Annotated in this window: 16 protein-coding genes; 5 read left to right on the top strand and 11 right to left on the bottom strand. The window is 62.2% G+C overall.

Annotated elements, in window-relative coordinates:
* Window positions 1-43: 43 nt before the first annotated feature.
* Genes LK12_RS09680 through LK12_RS09660 form a run of 5 tightly spaced genes read right to left on the bottom strand, consistent with a single transcriptional unit; the run spans window position 44 to window position 2,996 of the window.
* Entirely contained in the window at window positions 44-760 is a 717-nt protein-coding gene (locus LK12_RS09680) for an SDR family NAD(P)-dependent oxidoreductase (protein WP_039282774.1), read from the bottom strand.
* Window positions 757-1,407: a glutathione S-transferase family protein gene (locus tag LK12_RS09675; RefSeq protein WP_039282771.1), complete on the bottom strand. Its 651-nt coding sequence runs from the start codon at window positions 1,405-1,407 to the stop codon at window positions 757-759. The genes LK12_RS09680 and LK12_RS09675 overlap by 4 nt, the downstream gene beginning before the upstream one ends.
* Window positions 1,404-1,865, bottom strand: coding sequence for a cupin domain-containing protein (locus LK12_RS09670; RefSeq protein WP_052223300.1), 462 nt, complete (start codon window positions 1,863-1,865; stop codon window positions 1,404-1,406). The genes LK12_RS09675 and LK12_RS09670 overlap by 4 nt, the downstream gene beginning before the upstream one ends.
* On the bottom strand, window positions 1,862-2,614 hold the full coding sequence (locus tag LK12_RS09665; RefSeq protein WP_039282768.1) for an SDR family NAD(P)-dependent oxidoreductase: 753 nt from the start codon (window positions 2,612-2,614) through the stop codon (window positions 1,862-1,864). The genes LK12_RS09670 and LK12_RS09665 overlap by 4 nt, the downstream gene beginning before the upstream one ends.
* A gap of 4 nt (window positions 2,615-2,618) precedes the next feature.
* Entirely contained in the window at window positions 2,619-2,996 is a 378-nt protein-coding gene (locus tag LK12_RS09660) for a cupin domain-containing protein (RefSeq protein WP_039282765.1), read from the bottom strand.
* A 133-nt stretch (window positions 2,997-3,129) separates the two neighbouring features.
* Between LK12_RS09660 and LK12_RS09655 the strand changes: the two genes are divergently transcribed.
* The 5 genes from LK12_RS09655 to zapE all read left to right on the top strand — a co-directional run bounded on the left by LK12_RS09655 (window position 3,130) and on the right by zapE (window position 8,159).
* A complete protein-coding gene (locus LK12_RS09655; protein WP_039282761.1) occupies window positions 3,130-4,632 on the top strand; it encodes a DHA2 family efflux MFS transporter permease subunit in 1,503 nt (500 codons plus the stop codon).
* Window positions 4,633-4,715: 83 nt separating this feature from the next.
* Window positions 4,716-5,477 carry a YkgJ family cysteine cluster protein gene (locus LK12_RS09650; RefSeq protein WP_039282758.1) on the top strand — a complete coding sequence of 254 codons (762 nt, stop codon included), beginning with the start codon at window positions 4,716-4,718 and terminating at the stop codon, window positions 5,475-5,477.
* A 305-nt stretch (window positions 5,478-5,782) separates the two neighbouring features.
* Window positions 5,783-6,565: a succinate dehydrogenase iron-sulfur subunit gene (locus LK12_RS09645; RefSeq protein ID WP_039282755.1), complete on the top strand. Its 783-nt coding sequence runs from the start codon at window positions 5,783-5,785 to the stop codon at window positions 6,563-6,565.
* A 23-nt stretch (window positions 6,566-6,588) separates the two neighbouring features.
* Complete coding sequence (locus tag LK12_RS09640; protein WP_039282752.1) at window positions 6,589-7,047, top strand: PaaI family thioesterase; 459 nt, start codon at window positions 6,589-6,591, stop codon at window positions 7,045-7,047.
* On the top strand, window positions 7,044-8,159 hold the full coding sequence (zapE, locus tag LK12_RS09635; RefSeq protein ID WP_039282748.1) for a cell division protein ZapE: 1,116 nt from the start codon (window positions 7,044-7,046) through the stop codon (window positions 8,157-8,159). The genes LK12_RS09640 and zapE overlap by 4 nt, the downstream gene beginning before the upstream one ends.
* Window positions 8,160-8,536: 377 nt before the next feature.
* Here zapE and LK12_RS09630 read toward each other — a convergent pair whose 3' ends face one another.
* From LK12_RS09630 to LK12_RS09605, 6 genes are all read right to left on the bottom strand, one after another.
* Complete coding sequence (locus LK12_RS09630) at window positions 8,537-10,834, bottom strand: EAL domain-containing protein (RefSeq protein ID WP_039282746.1); 2,298 nt, start codon at window positions 10,832-10,834, stop codon at window positions 8,537-8,539.
* Between the two features lie 227 nt (window positions 10,835-11,061).
* The gene (locus tag LK12_RS09625; protein ID WP_039282742.1) at window positions 11,062-12,957 is read right to left on the bottom strand and encodes an XrtA/PEP-CTERM system amidotransferase; all 1,896 of its coding nucleotides are present in this window, start codon (window positions 12,955-12,957) and stop codon (window positions 11,062-11,064) included.
* A 13-nt stretch (window positions 12,958-12,970) separates the two neighbouring features.
* Window positions 12,971-14,509: an exosortase A gene (xrtA, locus tag LK12_RS09620; RefSeq protein ID WP_039282738.1), complete on the bottom strand. Its 1,539-nt coding sequence runs from the start codon at window positions 14,507-14,509 to the stop codon at window positions 12,971-12,973.
* 13 nt (window positions 14,510-14,522) lie between these two features.
* Complete coding sequence (locus tag LK12_RS09615) at window positions 14,523-15,758, bottom strand: TIGR03087 family PEP-CTERM/XrtA system glycosyltransferase (RefSeq protein ID WP_039282737.1); 1,236 nt, start codon at window positions 15,756-15,758, stop codon at window positions 14,523-14,525.
* A complete protein-coding gene (locus LK12_RS09610) occupies window positions 15,758-16,834 on the bottom strand; it encodes a FemAB family XrtA/PEP-CTERM system-associated protein (protein WP_039282734.1) in 1,077 nt (358 codons plus the stop codon). The genes LK12_RS09615 and LK12_RS09610 overlap by 1 nt, the downstream gene beginning before the upstream one ends.
* Window positions 16,831-17,703: an XrtA system polysaccharide deacetylase gene (locus LK12_RS09605; RefSeq protein WP_039282730.1), complete on the bottom strand. Its 873-nt coding sequence runs from the start codon at window positions 17,701-17,703 to the stop codon at window positions 16,831-16,833. Before LK12_RS09605 ends, LK12_RS09610 begins: the two co-directional genes overlap by 4 nt.
* Between the last annotated feature and the right edge of the window lie 10 nt (window positions 17,704-17,713).

The raw sequence follows: 17,713 nt of genomic DNA, 5'->3' as shown, positions 1-17,713 counted from the left end.
CGGGCGCGAACGCGCAGGCAAGTGCATGACCCGCGCGGGGCAATCAGAACGGGATCGGCTGCCCGTCCCAGGCGAAGAAGCCGCCGCTCTCGGCCGCAGTCAGGCCGTCGAGGACCGCGATCAGGTTCCGCGCGGCCTGTGCGGGTGCGGTCAGCTGGCCCTCGGGAAGGTTGTTCTGGAACGGCTCGGACAGCGGCGTATCGACGGTGCCCGGATGCAGCGACACGATCACGCTTTCGCGGTGCGTGCGGCCCATCTCGATGGCGAAGTTGCGCACCAGCATGTTGAGCGCGGCTTTCGAGGCGCGGTAGCTGTGCCACCCGCCCAGCCGGTTGTCGGAGATCGAGCCGACCCGCGCGGAAATCGCCGCGAAGACGCTGCGCCCCTCGCGCGGGAAGAGCGGCAGGACATGCCGTGCGACCATGGCCGGGGCGATGGTGTTGATCGCGAAAAGCTGCGCCATGCGCCCGGCGTCGAGCTTCTTGAGCGTGCGTTCCGGCCCTGCTCCGTCGGCGAATTCCAGCGCGCCGGTGGCGACGATCACGAGGTCGGGCGCGCCCTGCTCCTTCATCGTTGCGGCGGCTTGGGCGAGGCTGTCCTCGTCGGTCACGTCGCAAGTCAGCGGGACCACCGTATCGCTGGCGGCAGGCGGCGTACGGCTGGCGGCATAGACGCAAGAAACGTCCGCGCGCGCCGCGAGTGCTTCCACCAGCGCGGCGCCGATGCCGCCGCCGGCGCCGAAGATGCAGGCGCGGGTCACGAGGCCTTGTTCTGATAGGCCGCGATCACATCCGCACCGACGTCGAGCGCGCGCTGGACCGCGGGCCGCTCGGCAATGCGCGCGTGCCAGTCGGCGATGGCGGGGTGCGCGTCGAGCCCGCCGCCGTTATCGGGGTACTTCTCGATCCACGGCCACACGCACATGTCGGCGATCGAATAGTCTCCGCACAGATAGTCGCGGTCTTCCAACGCCTTTTCGAGCACGGCGAAGAGCCGCTCGGTCTCCTTGCGGAAGCGGTGGATAGGAAGCGAGGTCTCGGCGGGCTCACGGTCGGGATGCTGCGCGGCGCGGGTGAACCAGTTGAGCTGGCCGGACATCGGTCCCAGCCCGGCCATCTGCCAGAACAGCCAGGAATCGACCTGGGTGCGCACACCCTCGTCGGCCGGGTAGAACCGGCCGGTCTTGCGGCCGAGGTACTGCAGGATCGCCGCGCTTTCGAACACGCGCACATCGCCATCGACCAGCGCCGGGATCTTGCCGTTCGGATTGACCGCGCGGAAAGCCACGGCGTCCTGCTCGCCTTTCAGGATGTCGACGATTTCGACTTCGTAGGGCAGCCCCATTTCCTCCAGCGCGATCGCGACCTTGTGGCCATTGAGCGTGGGGAAATAAAGCAGCCGGATCATGCCTTGTTCCCGGTCTCGCGAAAGCGCAGTTCCTGATGCGTGCGCGCTTCCAGGCCGATGTCGGGGAACGTCGAGACGTCCCAGGCATCGCGCCCGCCGATGTCGTAGTAGATCGCCGGTTCGTCCGAGCGGTTCTGCAGGTGGTGGGCATTTTCCACCCCGGCCTTGAACCCCACGCAGTCGCCCGCGCGCAAGGTCTCCTCGCCATCGTCGGTGACGAGCACGAGCTCGCCCGAGATCATCACCACCAGTTCGTCGTTGGTGCGGTGCCAGTGGCGCTGGGTGGACCAGGCGCCGGGCGGCAGCTCCACCCTATTCACCCCGAACTGCGAGAGCTTCCATTGGCGCGTCAGCATCCAGGTCTTGCGCCCCTTCACCTTCTCGTCGTGCGGCGGCGGATAGGAGCTGCGCCCGGTCACGGCCTTGTCCGGGGAGATATCGCCCTTATGCCGGGTCATACGCCCGCCGCCATGCCGCCGGTCACGCGCAGCGTCTCGCCGGTGACGAAGCGCGCCTTTTTCGAGGCGAGGTAGAGCAGCGCTTCGACGATGTCCTCTTCCAGCCCGTCGCCGGCGATCAGCTGCATCGCCTGCACCCGCGCCTTGGTCGCTTCGGGCAGTTCCTTGCGGATCGTATCGGTGAGCATCAGCCCGGGCGAGATCGCATTCACGCGAATGCCGTCCACGCCCAGTTCGCGCGCGAAAGTGATGGTGAGGCCCGCAACAGCCAGCTTGCTGTCGCCATAGGCCGATCCGCCCATGTGCGCCGCGCTGGAGGAGATATTGACGATCGAGGCCCCTGCCCGGCCTTTCATGTGCGGATGCGCGGCGAGCGTGCAGCACGCGACGCCGATCACGTTGACGTCGAACAGGCGCCGGACCTTGGCGAGCCCCATCTTGAGGATCGGCTGGCCGTATTCGTCCGAATGCAGACCGGCATTGTTCACCAGCAGGTCGATCCCGCCATGCGCCTTTGCCGCCTGCGCCATGACTTCGGCCATGCGCGCCTCGTCGGTGACGTCGCCGCCCATGCCTTCGGCCGAACCGCCCAATGCACGGATCTCCGCTGCGGCGGCCTCGGCTCCACCGGCATCGATGTCGACCAGCACGACGTGCGCGCCCTCGCCGGCCAGCGCCTTGCCGAACGCCTTGCCGAATCCGCGCCCGCCGCCCGTGACGACCGCAGTGCGTCCCTGCCACTCGCTCATTGCATCAATTCCCTGTTGCTGTCTGGCCCTTGGGTATCGTCATGGCCCGGGCCGCCTCCTGAAAGACGATGAGAACCGTGCAGCCCTGCGGCCCGATGACGATCGGCCCATACCCGGTCCCGGCCGAGACCAGACGCACATCGCCCTTGCCGAACGTCACCTTGCCGACCGTCTGCTCACCCTCGATCACGTATTCGAAGTAGTTGGTGTCGTGCGTATGCGCGCCCACCACCTCTCCCGGCTCGAAGCGCGAAAGGATCACCATCGGTGACGTGCCGCTGCCTTCCTCGAGAAGGAAGCGCGCATAGCGGATGCCAGGCGATTCACCTTCCTGCCACGCCATGTCTGCTGCAAAGATGTCGCGATGCCCGCGCGCGGCCATGGCCTCGTCTCCCGTTCGTCGTGTTTCGGCCAAGGTCTCACTGCACCTGCCGGTGGGCAAGGCCTTTGCCGTCAATTCCCATCGCCCACGCGGTTCCATCATGGTGACTTGCACAGGCAGGCGATTGTCTCGAATGTCCGGCACGATGCATGCCTATCCTCCCGAAGGCCGACGGCGGCTGATTACGCTGTTCTCGCTGGCAGCGGCCTTCATGACCCAACTCGATGCGACCATCGCCAATGTGGCTCTGCCGCACATGCAGGCGAGCACCTCCGCCTCGCGCGAACAGATCACCTGGGTGCTCACCAGCTACATCATCATGTCCGCCATCTTCACGCCGCTTTCCGGCTGGCTGGCGAGCCGATTCGGCCGCAAGCGGCTGTTCATCACCTCGGTGGTGGGCTTCACCGTGGCCTCGATGCTGTGCGGCATGGCGGCCAATTTCGAACAACTCGTCCTGTTCCGCATGTTGCAGGGGATGATGGGGGCCGCGCTGCTACCGATGAGCCAGGCCATCCTGCTCGACATCAACCCGCCCGAGCGGCACGGCTCCGCCATGGCGACCTGGGGGGTGGGCGTGATCCTGGGGCCGATCTGCGGGCCGATCCTGGGGGGCTGGCTGATCGAGATCTTCAACTGGCGCTGGATTTTCTTCATCAACCTGCCTTTCGGCATCCTTTCCGTGCTGGGATTGCTGGCTGTCCTGCCTGCCTTCGAAGACGAAAACGCGGTCGACCTCGATTTCACCGGTTTCGCGCTGCTGGCCGTCGCCATCGGTTCGTTCCAGCTCATGCTCGACCGCGGGCAGATGCTCGACTGGTTCGAATCGCGCGAAATCTGGATCGAGGCGGTGCTGGCGGCGACGTCTTTCTACCTCTTCATGGTCCATACCCTCACCACCGACCGGCCTTTCGTGAATCTGGCAATCTTCCGCGACCGCAACTTCGCTGTCGGTTCGGTCTTCGGGTTCTTTCTCGGCGGACTGATGTTTTCCGTCATGGCCATGACCGCGCCGCTCCTGTCGGACCTCATGGGCTATCCGGCGATGCTGGTCGGTTTCGCCATGGCACCGCGCGGTGTCGGCACCATGATCATGATGCCGGTCGTCGGCGCTCTCGTGAACCGGAGCGATCCGCGCGTGCTGATCGTGGTCGGCATGGTGATCAGCGGGCTCTCGGCCGCGATGATGGCCGGCTTTTCGCTGCACATGGACGCACGGCTGGTCGAACTGGCAGGCTTCGTTCAGGGCGTGGGCGGCGCCTTCCTGTTCGTTCCGATCACGACGGTGGTGTTCGCCACCATCCCTGCGCACTTGCGCAATCAGGGCACGGCGATGAATTCGCTTATCCGCGCGCTGGGCGGGTCGGTTTGGATTTCGGTCATGCAATCTCTCACGATCCGCAACGAGGCTTCGGTCCATTCGCGCCTGGTCGAGGGCGTTCGTCCGGACAACCCCGCGCTGGCCTGGCGCTGGCCGGACTTCGACTTCGGCTCGCCGATCGAGATGCTGCGGGCCAGCGGCGAGATCGGCCGACAGGCACTGATGGTTTCCTATACCAACTCGTTCTGGCTGCTCTACGTCATAGCCTTCGCCCTGGCGCCGCTGGTGCTGCTGCTGCGTTATCGCAGGCGATGACAAGACGCGCGACGACGCACGCTTGACCCGAGGCCCTGCGACGGCAAGGGCAGCGCGCGACACGATCCACAACGGGGAGCGCCATGACCATTCACTTCGACTGCACACAGTGCGGCAAATGCTGCCACGACCTGCGGCTGACCTTGAGCGTGGACGAAGCAATCACCTGGGCAGGACGCGGCCATACCGTGCAGATCCTGTCCGAAGCCCTGCCATGGCCGGCGGATCCCGAGCCGGAAACGCCGCAATCGGCCTACGACAAGGCGCGTTCGTTTCCGGGAATGAGCGGCGAGATTCCGGTGCGCATCGCCATCGCGCTGGTCGCCTATCACGAAGGCCCCTGCCCGCACCTGCAGCCGGACATGCGCTGCGGCAACTACGAAGCCCGACCGCGCATCTGCCGCATCTACCCGCTCGAACGCCGGCCGCTTACCGACTGGACGCCGCAGGACAGGCTCTGCCCGCCCGAAGCATGGAATGCCGACCTGCCCGTTCTGACCCGTGACGGCGAGATCGCCTATCCCGAGGCCGCCGGCATCATCGAGGCGCACCGCCGCATCGCCCTGGAAGACGTGCCCGACCTCGCGACCGCCTGCGAAGCGCTGGGCGTGAACAGGGCCGCCTTTGCCAACGAAGGCCTGGCCGTACATGCGCCCGACCCTCACGTGCTCGCCAAAACCCTGCAATCGGTACGCGACGGCAAAGCGCCGCCGGCCGCCCGCCGGAACTGGACAATCGTCACCAATCGCAAGGAAACGCTGGCCCTCCTGCAGCAGTCCGGATGCCATGCGGATCTGGTCAGCCAGGGGCCGGGATATCTCGGTTCTTTCCCCGACGAGCCGTGATTGCACGCAGCGCGGCGGCGATTCTCTTACATTTTCGCGACGAAATCGGGCTTTCCTACCAAGGCGCGTCTGCGCAAGAATGCGTCTGAAGCCCTTCCGGTCCGCGGATATATTCACGCTTTGAATTTAAACCCCTTTTTATTTCAATACCTTGAACGGATTTCCACCATGCCCGATGTGGACAAAGTTTGGGAAGTTGTCGCCAGCACACCTGCGACTTTGACCTCTTGCCCCGCGCGGCTGAATCGCTAGAGGGGACCAACAGTAGCGGTTTTTGCCGCAATGCAAGATCACGGGGATTTTTCATGGCGACCTTCACCCTCCCGGCCAGTAGCAAGATCAAGAAGAAGGGCAACGTCCACAAGGCGGAAGGCGCCACCAAGGTGAAGAAGTTCACCGTCTACCGCTACGATCCGGATTCGGGCGAAAACCCGCGTTACGACACCTTCGAGATCGATCTCGACGCTTGCGGTCCGATGGTTCTCGACGCGCTCATCAAGATGAAGAGCGAACAGGACCCGACGCTGACGTTCCGCCGCTCCTGCCGTGAAGGCATCTGCGGTTCGTGCGCGATGAACATGAACGGCAAGAACGGCCTCGCCTGCACCACCGCGATCGAGGACCTCAAGGGCGACATCCGCATTACCCCGCTGCCGCACATGGACGTGGTCAAGGACCTCGTACCCGACTTCACGCACTTCTACGCGCAGTACGCCTCGATCCGCCCCTGGCTGCAGACCGTTTCGACCACGCCGTCGGGCAAGGAACGCCTGCAGACTCCCGAGCAGCGCGAGAAGCTGGACGGCCTCTACGAGTGCATCCTGTGCGCCTGCTGCTCGACCTCGTGTCCGAGCTACTGGTGGAATTCGGACAAGTTCCTCGGCCCGGCGATCCTGCTCCAGGCCTATCGCTGGCTGGCCGACAGCCGCGACGAAATGACCGGTGAGCGCCTCGACGAGCTCGAAGATCCCTTCCGCCTCTATCGCTGCCACACCATCATGAACTGCGCCAACGTGTGCCCCAAGGGCCTCTCGCCCGCGCGCGCGATCGCCGAGATCAAGAAGATGCAGGCCGAGCGCCAGGTCTAAAGGCGCAACGGCAAGGTCTTCGGATGAAGCCGACCGGCGAATTCATCCACGTCCCCGACCCGGAAAACCCGGGTTGGCATACGTGGCGCGTGAACGACGATGCGCGTTTCAACACGTACGCGCTCGGCCGCATGATCATCCGCCCCGAGGGTGAGCGCGGCGCCCGCCTGCGGTTGCTCGACGTGGAAACACGGCACAGCAACCTGCTCAGCAACGTCCACGGCGGCGTAACGCTGGCGCTGATCGACGTCGCCATGTTCGCGGCGATCTACACCGTCCTCGGCGCCGATGCCGCCGGATCGGTCACGCTGGACCTGCACAACCAGTTCGTTGGCGCGGGCAGGATCGGTGAACCGCTCGATGTCGTCTCCGAAGTGGTGAAGGAAACCCGCCGCCTCGTCTTCCTGCGCGGAACCGTCGAGCAAGACGATCATCTGGTAGCCAATTTCATTGGCACCCTGCGCAAACCGAGCGTGCGATGACAGCCATGCTCGAACGCTACGAAGCGCTGGTCGCGACCGGCGAGTTGCGGCCCGATCCCGAACAGGAAGCCGCGGCAGAACGCCTGAACCGTCTGCAGCGCGAGCTTTACAAGACGGCCTCGTCCAAGGGGCTGATCGGCAAACTTCTGGGCAAGAAACCCGAGCCTCCGCGCGGCATCTATATGTGGGGCGGCGTCGGGCGCGGCAAGTCGATGCTGATGGATCTGTTCATCCAAACGCTCGACATCCCGGAAAAGCGCCGCGTCCACTTCCATGCCTTCATGCTCGAAGTCCACGCGCTGCTCCGCGATGAACGAAAGTCCGAGTCGGGCGATCCGATCCCGCCAGTAGCCGCCGCCATTGCCCGAAACGTGCGCTGTCTCGCGTTCGACGAGATGGTCGTCAACAATTCGGCTGATGCTATGATCATGAGCCGGCTGTTCACACACCTGATCGTGAATGAAGGCGTGACGATCGTCGCCACTTCGAACCGCGCTCCATCAGAGCTCTACAAGGACGGGCTCAACCGCGAGCACTTCCTCCCATTCATCGACCTGATCAAAAACCAGCTCGACGTCTTCACGCTGAATGGCCCGACCGACTATCGCCTGCAGCGCCTTGGCGGCATGGCGACCTGGCATATGCCCTTGGGCGAGGAAGCTACAGAACAGGCCCGCGAAGCCTTCTATCGCCTGACGGACTATCCCCCGGAAGATGCAGAACACGTTCCTTCGGCAGAAATAGACGTCGGCGGGGGACGCATGCTGCACGTGCCCAAGAGCCTGAAAGGCGTCGGAGTATTCAGCTTCAAACGGCTATGCGGCGAAGCGCGCGGGGCATCGGACTACCTGGCCATTGCCCGCGCCTACCATTCAGTGATCCTGGTCGGCATTCCGAAGATGGGGCCGGACAGGCGGAATGAGGCCGCCCGCTTCGTGACGCTCATCGACGCGCTATACGAAAACAAGGTCAAGCTGATTGCCGCTGCCGATGCGGCACCGGAAGACCTGTATCAGGCCGGAACCGGCCGCTTCGAATTCGAACGCACCGTCAGCCGCCTGAATGAAATGCAGAGCGCGGACTATCTCGCGCTGGGCCATGGCGAAGGCTGACATCGGTCAAGGATTCCCGAATCGGGATGCAGAAGACATTTCGCCATTCCGTTAGACTGGTGAACTATTTGCACTCAAAGATGTGCCGTCCAGTGATTTGAGCACAATAAAAGACCATCGATATCCTAAACCCACATACCGGGCACAAATCTCAATTTCTAAATATACAATAGCCCCCCAAAAGCCAGTGAGGTTTTTGGGGGGCTATTTCTACTGCGTCGCTACATTGTCGATGCAGCATGCTTCATTTTTCAGGCGCTGGTCAGAAATACCAGCCGCCCCAAGGCCATTTCTTCATTGTCATTCCCCATGTGAACGACCGCTCTTAGCGCGGCCTTTACATGGTTAACAATGAGTTAAGAGGTTTTCAAGGAACATTAACCAATTTTAAGAGCCCTCGGCTGGACGATCTGCTCAAGCAGTTCCCGGAATGGGACGGGCCGACTGAGGTAATATCCCTGAATCACATCGCAGTGCAGTTCCCTGAGTGTCTCCAATCCGGTGGCTGTTTCCACACCCTCCGCGACCACCGTCCGATCCAGCGAGTGGGCCATATCGATGATTGACTGGACGAGCAGGAGATCTTCCTTGCTGGTCTCCATGGCTGAGACAAAACTCTTGTCGATCTTCACTTCGCTGGCCGGCAGATAGCGCAGATAATCGATAGTGGCGTTGCCGGTTCCAAAGTCGTCGATAGACAGGCGAAGACCCGAGCGAACAAGACGTTGCAGCATCTGGTATGTACGCGAGCTCCGATCGAGACGATCTGTTTCAGTGATCTCCAGGATCAGCCTGTCAGGCGGAAGCTCATGCTCGGCCAATATGTCGGCAATCATCCCTGGTAGGCCTGGGTTGCGGAGCAACTGAGCGGAGATATTGACCGACATGGTCAGATCATACCCCATGCGCTGCAATTCCACCGCGGTGCGGACTGCGTCGTTAATCACGAACCTTGTAATACGCTCAATCCGGTGAAATTCTTCGGCAATACGGATGAACTTCTCAGGACTTATCGGCCCTCGCTCCGGATGGGTCCAACGAACCAGAGCTTCTGCACCGCAGATGCGGTTTAGCTTGAGATCGAGTTTCGGCTGGTAGGCTACCCAGACTTCGCCATTGTCAATCGCGCGGTCCAGTGACGTAAGCAACGAGATTTCCCACTGCGCCTCCTGTCGGCGGCTGTCGTTCTGATAGACCAATTCGTCATTGCGCACTGCCTCTTCGGCCGCCTGCATTGCACCGGCAATTCGGCTCCCCATCGGCCGGTCGAAGTCCGAGTCGATCCCGCAATTGAACGATAGATCAATATCCAGGCCGCCCACCTGAATGCCATTCTGAACGATACGATGTAGGCCTTCCAAGTTCTCCAGCAGATCGAAGGAACTGCGGATATTGGACAACCAGACAAACATGCCGCCTTCGTGATAAACGGTAACCGGTTCGTCGCTGATGCGGATGCGGCGCACGATTTCATTGGCCAACTCGGCTTCAACATGTTCAGCGAAGCTGCCAATGATGGCGCCGTAATTGCGAATTTTCAATGCAACCAAAATTTGGGGAGAAAGCGCTTCCGACGTGCGCAGTGCCTGAACGCTGGGCAAGCCCGACCCGGCGTTCGTCTCCCCTGCCACTTCCACTCGATCAAGGTTCCTCATCCGGATCACGGCAACCAGTGCCACGACCAGTGAGGGAACAATCTCGACCGACACTCTTATGGTATCAAGCAAAAACGGCAGGCCGACGAAGACAAGTACGAGACCCGTGAAACGATAAACATCGAGCGCCCGCCCTCGTCCCAGACCCGTGGCGACAACGATCAGAACCACCAAGAGCGGGGGAAACCACCCAAGATGCACTGGGACGCCATGCGCCAAAGTCTCGGCACCGATTGCATGAAAGTAAGGTTCAGCCGCTCCAAAACCCAGCCCCGGAACGGAATGAATGTTGTTGTAAGACACCGCTGTAGGAGCAATGATCACCGTCTTACCTTTCAAGACAGCATTATCAAAATTCCTACGGAGAACATCAATATAACTGACAGTCTTAAACGACGACACTCTTATCGAGTAATCTGGCGCGTAGGCCTTCCCAAGGGAACCATCCACACCGGCAATTTCAGCCGACATAGATGGTATTTTTCCAAGTGGACTATCCGACGCAAGCGGCAGAACAATATTTAGATTAAACGCCTTGGAGTAAGCTACGAGAGAAACAACATGTGCGTGCTTGTAATATCTTTCAGGAGGTATCCTGGATGCATAGTTACGGTTACTTGCACCAGGCTTGGCTCCTAAGAATATCTTACCAGGATGTTCCTTTAATTCTTGAATGAATGCCTTATCCTTTTCCTCGTCATTTTCGCCTGAAAATGGACGGGCAAAAAACACTCGGTCTGCACCGGCCTCAAATAGCGCAGCCAATACGTCCGCATCGTTGTTGCGGCTAACATCGGTTGTACCCAATGCGTCGAGCGTCTTCGAATCTTGCTCGACGATCACGAGATTTCCGGACGCCTTCTCTTCACGTAGCGACCAGCGCAAATTGCCAAGGAAGTCTTCGACTGGCGAGCTCAGGCCCGTCAGCCCGAACAACACTCCCGTAAACGCCGCCCAAAAGACAATCCGGACACGCTGGTTCTTCCAGATCTTGCGTAGATTGGACCAGAACTCAGCCATGATGGCCTCGGCATTGCGCGGCGATCGCTAACCTGGGACGTGCACAGGTCATCGCCGCGGGAAAAGCCCGCATCAGGCGTCGGCGATGACGACGAATGTTGATCATGCGCGTCCCATTTTGACGGTCATCTGGCGGGTCTAGAGCAAATGTCCTAAGAATCGGTATAGTTAATGACTGGGTATGGATTATCCGTCTTCCGGCCGTGGACACGCGCATTCCGTCCCGATCAACCGATACCCAACTGGGTAAATGCCTTGTTCAACATCAGAAGCTGCCACAGCGTCCGGGAATTGTCTGCCGTTCCAGATACATGGTCATCCACAAGGCCGGCCAGGCGGCGCGTATCGAACCACTCTGTCTGCGCCAGTGTCGCGCTCCCGGCAATGTCTCGAGCCGTCTGCGCCAAAGGGCCGCGAAACCATTGTGCAATCGGCGTCACGAATCCCTGTTTCGGACGATAGAGGATGTCATCCGGCAGGAATCGGCGCATCGCGTGCTTCATCAGCCACTTGCCCTGCCCCCCGCGCACGCGCATCGATTCGGGCAGGCTTGCGGCAAATTCGATCAACCGATGATCCAGCAACGGTTCGCGCGCTTCGAGGCTGACAGCCATGCTGGCGCGATCGACCTTTGTGAGGATGTCGCCCGGAAGCCACACCTTGAGGTCCGCATATTGCGCGCGATCCAGGCCCGATCGCGCCGGGGCCGAGCGCATCAGGTCGAGCAGCGGTCGTTCGGCCCGATATTCGCCGCGCAGACGCCTGTATGCATCCGAGTAGAGCCGATCGCGCGATTCCGGAGAGGCGTAGGCCAGAGCGCGACAATATCCCTCGGCACTGTCGCCCGCCAGCGACAGCAAAGTGGTCTTGGCCCGCAGCGGCCGCGGGGCCCAATCGGCCTTGGGGTAGAGCGCGCCGAGCGATCCGAACAGGCGCGCGCGAAGCGCTTGCGGAAGCAACGCCCGCACACGATCCTCGCCGTGCAGGAAGACGTGTCGCCGGTATCCGGCCAGGGCCTCGTCCGCGCCATCGCCGGACAAGGCGACGGTCACGGACTTGCGGGCCAATTGGCACACACGCCATGTCGGGAGCGCCGAGGCATCGGCAAAAGGCTCGTCGAACATACCGGCAAGTACGTCGATGGCATCGAAGTCATCCGGCGAAACCTGACGCGATGCGTGATCCGTATGGTACTGGCGGGCGACCTTTGCAGCGTAATCGCTTTCATCCAGCGCAGCGACGTCAAAGCCGATGGAACATGTCTTCACCGGATGCTGGCTTGCCTCTGCCATCAGGGCGACGACTGTGGAGCTATCGACGCCGCCTGAAAGAAATGCCCCCAGCGGCACGTCGGCGACCATGCGCGAGGATACCGCCTGCCGCATGAGGTGGAGCAGCTCCGCCTCGAGATCGGCAGGCTTGCCCTTGCGACGCTCGGCAAAGGAAACGTCCCACCACTGGGCGGGCCTGGGAAGCGGCGCCCCGTGGCGCAGCAGCAAGGAATGCCCCGCCGGCAACTTCGACACACCTTTAAGGAACGACCGATGATCCGGCACGTAGCCCCATGCGAGAAAATCGTCGATGGCCAGCGGATCGACCTCGCGCCGCAAAAGCGGATGGGCCAGCAAAGCCTTGAGTTCAGAACCGAATGCCAGGCTGCCGTCGCTCAATGGCGCCAGGTACAGGGGTTTGACCCCAAGTCTGTCACGGGCAAGGAACAATGTCCGGGAATCGAGATCGTAAATTGCGAAGGCAAACATGCCATGCAGGCGTGTGACGCAATCGGGCCCCCAGCGCTGCCACGCAGCGAGGATCACCTCGCTATCGCCGTCAGTCCGAAAGACGGCACCCGCGTTCTTCAGTTCGTGGCGCAGCTCGCGAAAATTGTAGATCTCGCCGTTGAATACGAGCATTGCGCGGCCGTCGCATGCTGCCATCGGCTGCGGCGAACCGGCCAGGTCGATGATCGAAAGACGGCGATGTCCCAGGCCTACACCGGGTGCGGTCCAGACGCCGTGGCCATCCGGACCACGATGGGCGATCGCATCGCACATCGCTTCGACCCTGCCGGGATCGACAGGTTTGGGCGTTTCCAGATGAAAGATACCGGCAATGCCGCACATGCGAGGGGGGCCTTTACCGCACGCCGGCGAAGCGGTCCATCCATGGTCCGAGGGGACCGACGGATCGACGGAAATCAGCGATGGCCTGCGCCGGTGAGCCCTTGTAGCCATCTTCTGCCGAAAGGATCAGTGTGGTGGTGGGCCTGACGCGGAAAAGCAGGTGATTGGCGATCACAGCCAGTTTGAGCTCTGCGTTGCTCCCCGAAAGCATCTGACCATTGCGATACCAGGTCACGGCTAGACGTTCGACGTTGCCGCTGCCCAGCAACCGCTCGCTCTTGCCGGTATCGAAGGCAGGACCGGGCGATTGCCACGACCAGGGACTGTCCGGCATGACTGCGCCCTGTCCGAAACCTCCGGCCTCGCTTCCCTCCCCTTGCCGCGGATAGACGGCGACGAAGACGTCAACCTCACTTCCCTTGGTATCGCGATACCGGCCGAGCAGCTTGTGCTTTGCGCCGTCGGCACGCGGTTCCCACCAGATGCGGGGCGAATAGTCCACGCGCGTCCAGCCGGGCACGTCCGGCAGGTCGATCATTCGGGGCATGGGCGCAGCCAGGCTCTCGGCGCCTAGAGCCCAGCCCCTCGCCGCGATCATGATGGCGGCTATCGCGAACAGGACCCGTTTGTAGGAAAGCGACGGGACGTCCAGTCGTGCCAGCAATGGCGAGCTGCGGATGGCCTCCGCGTCGATGACCGGCACGTTCACGGGCCGGTCGAAGAAACGCCACGCGCCGAGGATCACCAGGGAGAGCACGAGCGCGAAGAAGATCCATCCGTAGACAATGTGATCAAATCCCGCCGCAGTTTCGATACCGAATATCTGGGCGGCGTAAATCGTGCCCCACGCCCGGATGCCATTGGCGACGATCGGAACGGCGATACAGGCCGCCAGCATCGCCAGACGTCGGCCCCAGCTAACGAAGCATACGTTGGCCGCCAACACGCCGAATGCGATCATGGCGATGAGAAACTTCACGCCCGAGCATGCCTCCGCAACCTCGAACAACCCGGCGGGCGTTTCGATGAAGACGCCGTCGATCACTGCGGGAATGCCGCTGATGTGGGTCAGGGCAATGGTGATCTCCGCCGTCACCATCTGCAGAACCTTGACCAGTTCCTCCCCCACGGGAACGAGGAAAACGAGGTAGCCTAGCGGGAAAATCAGGCCGGCACTGACGCGAAGGCCCAGAAGCACGGGAACGGCGGCCCCTAACATGCATACAGCGCCCAACTGCCTTGCCAGATCCAGTCCGGACATGGCGCCCAACACCCAGATAAAGGCTGCCCCGGCAAAAAGGGTCAGCCCGGGCCACCATGCCACAGGCTCCAGCTTTTCCAGTTCCGGCCAACGCTGCCACACGAGCCACACGAGGATAGCCGGGATCAGGACGATGTGGTTGTAAGTGGAGATATCCCACCACTGCCGCGCCATCGCCGACCAGTCGGAAGCGAACATGACGAGGATAACGGTCCATACCGCGCCAAGGCGCACCAACGCCTTCTGCCAGGCCGGTGAAAGACTCCGACCAGCGGCGCCAAGGCCGCCCATAACTGTGCGCAGTTCAGGCGGCATCGCTCAGGCTCCGACCGCCGAACCCCAGATAATCCGGGAGCTTCGCCAGCGCTGTATCCCAACCGGCGTGCGCGACGATCCAATCCCTTGCCGCCGAGGCTACACGCTTCTCGCGCTTCGGATCGCGGACCAGGGAGATGACTGCATCGGCCAGGTCGGCATCGCTACCCGCTACGAGAAAGTCGCGCCCGTCGCATGCATCAATGCCTGTTGCCGCCTCCGGCGAGAGCACAACGGGAAGCTGCATCGCCATCGCTTCCAGCACCTTGTTCTGCACACCGCGCGCGAGTTCGAGCGGAACGAGGGCGATGTCTGCAGCGGAGAGCCACGGACGGATGTCCTCCACCCTGCCCCAGACCTCGATACCGTCTCGACCGCTACGGGCCTGCAGAGATGGCGGCGGATTGCGTCCAACGACATGCAATGTCGCATCGGGGCAGAACTTTCTGACCAGCGGCATTATCCTATCCATCGCGCGCGTAACCGCTTCGACGTTGGGGGCATAATCCATCTGTCCCGTGAAGATCAGGCGCGGCGCACGCTTTTCCAGCATTCGCGGTTCAGGCGAAACACGAACCGGATCGAACCCCGCGCTGTCGATGCCGTTGCCCATGGCACAGATTTTGGAAGCGCTCGCTGCAGTATCCGAAAGACGGGAGCGCAGCAGCCGCACTTCGGCTTCGCTTATCAGCAAGGTGACGTCGCTGCTTCCCACGATCCGCGCCTCTACCGCGCGCATCAGCCTGCCCTCCCGGCGTTCCATCCATGCCCGGAATCCCGTGCTCTTGGCGGCGTAGGCCGCGAACTTTGCGGAATCGACGTCGACGAGGTCGGCCACGACGCGTCCTCGAAAGCCAGCAGGGACATATTGGGCCATCTGGCCTGAGAATACGTAGATCACATCGACAGGATGGCGAGACAGAACTTCGCGGACGTAGCGTTGCAGACGCCGGTCGTGAAACGCCGTCAGGCTGAGCGGCCTAGCCGATGCCAAGGCTTCGATCCCGGCCAGCGGCAGCGGCTTGCGTCGGTCGACGAGACGGTAGCTCTTGGCAAGCGCGGCCAGATCGGATTCGAAGCGGTAATCCTGCTCGTCGTCCGCAAAACTCGCCACATGTACGGGGGCCAGACGGGCAAGACCTTTCAGCACGTGGTGCGAGCGAATCTTGTCTCCCCGGTCCGGCGGGAACGGGATGCGGTGGGCCAGAAACATTATCTCACCCATCAGCCGATCCCGCGTGCAATCGGCGGTCCGAGACGATTTGCGAGCGCAAGAGGCAGGCGCTGCCAGATAGCGATCTGCAACGAGAGCTTCGAACTCGTGGGATCGGCTTCGCGCACTTTGGAGCCCGGCGCGGTCCATGTCGCGTAGGTCAGTGGCTCCGGCTCGAAGCCCCAGTTACGCTTGAAATGATAGGCGCCGCTTCCCGTCTTCGAGCGCCCGAAGTCGAAGATGATGCAGCCGCGGCGGCGGGCATGCAGCATCAGCTCGTAGTACATGCGCTCATTGGCCCTCAGCCGCCGTGCCGCCCAGGTGCCGCCCCCCCAGTAGGGCATGACGGCGCCTGCATGGTAGATGCTGATGACGCTCGACACCGGCCGTCCTTCGTGGCGGACCGTGAGGATGTCGGCATTGTTTCCGAACGCATCGACGACGCCGTCCAGGAGCGCCCTCGGAAAAACGGGGGTGCCGAGGTTGCGATAGCTTTCGCAGAACACTTCGTAATGCGCCGCCCGGTCGCGCTCCGAGGTTCCGACTTCCACTGTCAGATCGCTGCCAAGCGACTTGCGAACCTCGGCCCGCTGCTTGCGCGGAATCGCCTGCAACTGCGTATCGTCGTCGGCGGCCAGCGGACGGGCAAAGTTGGCATGCGATTCGGTCTTGAGTCCCCAGCCCTCGCCTGCCGGCGGTAAACGTCCGCCCCGCAGCTCTATGGAGGGGCAGGACAGGCGCCGGGCCAGTTCCTCGGCAGCAGCGAACATCGCTTCCACATCGGCACCCACGTGCGCCAGCAGGCCGCCTCCGACCGCGAACCCCGTCGACGCAAGAACGCGCCCGAAGATCGGCGAATGGACGGCATCGAGGGGAAGGAAGGCGACGATGTCGCCGCCCCGCTCCTGCACCAGCGCGTGGGCTTCATTTCCAGTCGCACGGGCAACAGAGACAAACCACGCCGGTCGATGAAAGGGCGTGCCCTCGGGATGACGGGCAACGAAACCTTCCAACCGCGCCACTTCACCCGGATCATGCAGATTCGCCAGTCGCACCGTGCTGCAACTCAAGGCGAAAGGCGCGTTCATGCCGCCAATGCCATTGCCCGAGTGGCCTCGCGCGCCGCCACTGCATCCATCCGTCCCCAGCGAAAATCCCCGATCAGCTGACGCAACTTCCCGGCCATGGAACCGAGGTTGGTGTAGTGGCGCAGGCGCGAGCGAATGGGCGCGTCGGCAACGCGCGGTTGCTCCGGATCGATTTCCCAGGGATGAAAATAGAAGACTGCCGGACGGCATTCCTCGCGGTTGACCTGGCGGATCGCCCAACGCGAGAATCCATAAGGAAGAACGCGGAAGAAACCGCCCCCGCCAGCCGCCAGCCGGCGCCCCGCGAATATCGCAGTCGTCACCGGCACTTCGACAAGCTCGCTTTCCGCCAAGGGATGAAAGGCAAAGCGCGGCGCCTCGCGCCAGCCGTAATGGTCATGGGCAACAGGCGCGACGCTGGAGCTGTAGGCATAACCCTGCTCGGCCAGCACCTCGAATGCCCAGGGCGTGCGGCCATCGATGGAAAAGCTCGGCGCCCTATAGCCCGTAACCGCCGCGCCTGAAGCATCCTCGATTGCCTTGCGGGCGCGGGCGATATCCAGAGCGAATCCTTCTGCACCGAGACGGAACACCCGCTCGTGATCCCAGCCGTGGCTTGCGATCTCATGGCCTTCCGCAGCGATCCGGCGCATCAGCCGCGGATGCCGTTCAGCCACCCAGCCGAGCGTAAAGAACGTGCCCTTTACGCCGCAATCATCAAACAGGCGCAAAACTTCGTCGCAATTTCGCTCCACGCGATCGGTCAGCGAAGGCCAGCTGTTTCGGTCGATCACCTTCTCGAAGGCACCGACCTGGAACCAGTCCTCGACATCGACCGAGAGCCCGTTGATCGGCTCATTGGATTTCATCGGACGAAAC

Source organism: Novosphingobium malaysiense (assembly GCF_000802225.1).
GTDB lineage: Bacteria > Pseudomonadota > Alphaproteobacteria > Sphingomonadales > Sphingomonadaceae > Novosphingobium > Novosphingobium malaysiense.
This window is presented reverse-complemented; position numbering and strand designations above follow the sequence as displayed.